We start from the raw sequence: 2,320 nt of genomic DNA on the forward strand, positions 1-2,320 counted from the left end.
GCCCGGTAAGAGCGGTGAAAGGCGTTGCCAGTGCGCGTCAGTGAGTAATGTGCGGTCTTTTTGCATCTTCAAAGCTACTTTAATTGTTCACGCGTCCTAATACTGCCATTAGTAGCCACGGTGTTGTTTGTTGGGATAACGGCACTGAGCAAGTTTCCGCACGCGTTAAATTATCCCTCAACCATCACGGCAACCAATGCCCCGGGCAATTACCGCGGCGCGGTGCAGCTGTTGCAGGGCTTGAAAACCGGCATTGCGCTCGTGTTCCTCTTGCTCGTATTCCGCACCTACCAAACGGCCACTGGCCAAGCGGGTGGATTGGGCGGGTGGTTCCTGCCGGTGGCCCTTGTTTTGTTGGCATTGCCGGGGCTGTGGTACACGGTTTTGGCCAAAGCGAAAAGCTAAAATGCGGCACCTTGCTGCCCATGCAGGCACCAGCCCGCGTGGTTCTACGCTCCATTCAACCAACCATTATGGGTACAACAAACAACATGCAGCGCTTTGTCGACGCGCAAGCCTCATCTTACCAAACGGCGCTTTCAGAAATCAAAAACGGCAAAAAGCGCAGCCATTGGATGTGGTATATTTTTCCGCAAATCCAAGGGCTGGGCTTAAGCGAAACGGCCCGGTTCTACGCATTGGCCGATGTGCGGGAAGCCGCGGCTTATCTGGCGCACCCGGTTCTGGGCAGTCGGCTGCTTGAAATTAGCCGCGCGCTGCTCAGGTTGGAATCAGCTGATGCGCGTCACATTCTGGGCAGCCCGGACGATTTGAAGCTCAAGTCCTCGATGACGCTGTTCGCGTTGGTGGGCACCGACCCGGTTTTCCAGCAGGTACTGAACAAGTTTTACCAGGGAAGCCCGGATGATAAAACCCTGCGCATTGTAGCCGCGCAGTAGAGAAGAACAGCGCTGGTTTAACCCAGCTCAGACGGCTGCTCGTGGTCCCGGCCCAGCAGGCGCACCGTGGCGTAGCCAATGAGCAGGAATAGTCCAAAAACCAGCGTCACGCCCCAGGTGCCGGGGAAAGCGAACGGGTTGAGTATCCGGTTGATGATGTCGTAGAACAGCGTGAGCGGGTTGGTGAGCACGTCCCAGGAGTTGAAGCGCAGGTAGCGGCCCAGGTAAATGCCGAAGCTGCTGAGTAGCAGCGCCACCGCGGCAAATCCCCAGCCCGTCCACACGCCCAGCCGCACCTGCACCAGCCGCTGCATGTCCGAGAGCGAGGCGTAGGCCAGCATCAGGCCGTTCCAGGCGCAGCTCAGTATCAGGGCCAGGTCGTACCAGAGCGGCACGCCGGGGCGGGCGTTGAGGTGGAACAGGTCGGTGAGCAGGTAAGGCGCGTTGGGAAAAAACAGCAGCCACGCCGCGCTCACCGGCAGCAGCAGGCGGGCCCGCAGCCGGCCCGCCGAAATGCTCAGCAGCGTGCTCAGTGCAAACGGAATAACGGCTAGGAACAGGTTCCAAATCAAAAACAGGAACAGCAGCTTGCCTGTCATCACCACCCGGCCGGCCACCAGCAAAATGCTCAGGGTGAGGGACACCATCAGCACAAAAACCAGGGTGAGCCGGGCGCGGGAAAAAGGCAGGCTGGAGCGGAGCGGGGCGGGCATACGCTTAAAGGTACTGCGAACAACCCGGGCTCTGAAGTCTATTCGGACCCAGGCAGCGCGTCAAAACCCAAGGACGCCGCTTCGTTGCCGCCCACCGCGAAGCGCAGCTGGGCCTGGGTTTGGGCGTACTTGGCCTGCAACTCGGCCAGCTTTTGGCGGGCGGCCAGCAGGCTGGCCTCGCGGGAGTTGATGAGAAACACGGTGCTCTCGCCGTTGTCGAAGCGGATGCTTTCGCCGTTGCGCAGCACTTCGTAGTTGCGCACGGCCTGTTCCTGGATGGCCAGCTGTTCGAGCAGGGCCTGCCATTCGTTGGCGGCCACCTGCACGGCGTTGTCTACCTGGCGCTGGTCCTGGTCGAGCTGGAAGCCGGCCTCGCGCAGCTTCACCTGGTTGAGCTGACGCTTGGCCCGCTCGGCCCGCAGCAGCAGGGGGTAGGCCAGGCTCACCCCCAGCTTGTAGTTGTTGGCCGAGTAGCCGCCCTGAAACGGGCGGGGGTTGTTTTCGAGGGCGAAGGGCTGGCCAGGCAGCAGCAGGTTGTAGTCGAAGTTGAGCTTGGGCAGCAGCTTGTTGAGCAGCAGGCGGTTTTCCAGGCCGAGCTGCACCTGCTTGACGCGGGTTTTCACCAGGTCGGGGTTGGCTTGCTGGGCCCGGGCGGCCAGGGCGGCCAGCGAGTCGGGCGGCAGCGGGTACCAGGCCGTGGCGGGCGGC

At 61.3% G+C, this 2,320-nt stretch carries 3 protein-coding genes; 1 reads left to right on the forward strand and 2 read right to left on the reverse strand.

Going from position 1 to position 2,320, the window contains the following annotated elements; translation table 11 throughout:
• The first annotated feature begins 83 nt into the window (after window positions 1-83).
• Window positions 84-899, forward strand: a complete 816-nt coding sequence (locus BEN47_RS22585; protein WP_317039441.1) for a DUF1810 domain-containing protein — start codon at window positions 84-86, stop codon at window positions 897-899.
• 17 nt (window positions 900-916) lie between these two features.
• Here the strand turns inward: BEN47_RS22585 and BEN47_RS00645 are convergent, their stop codons facing one another.
• Window positions 917-1,612, reverse strand: coding sequence for a DUF1361 domain-containing protein (locus BEN47_RS00645; RefSeq protein ID WP_070724281.1), 696 nt, complete (start codon window positions 1,610-1,612; stop codon window positions 917-919).
• Window positions 1,613-1,650: 38 nt separating this feature from the next.
• A partial coding sequence (locus BEN47_RS00650; RefSeq protein ID WP_139147330.1) for a TolC family protein occupies window positions 1,651-2,320 on the reverse strand: 670 nt, incomplete at its 5' end.

It is taken from the genome of Hymenobacter lapidarius (assembly GCF_001816145.1).
In the GTDB taxonomy this organism is placed as follows: Bacteria; Bacteroidota; Bacteroidia; order Cytophagales; family Hymenobacteraceae; genus Hymenobacter; species Hymenobacter lapidarius.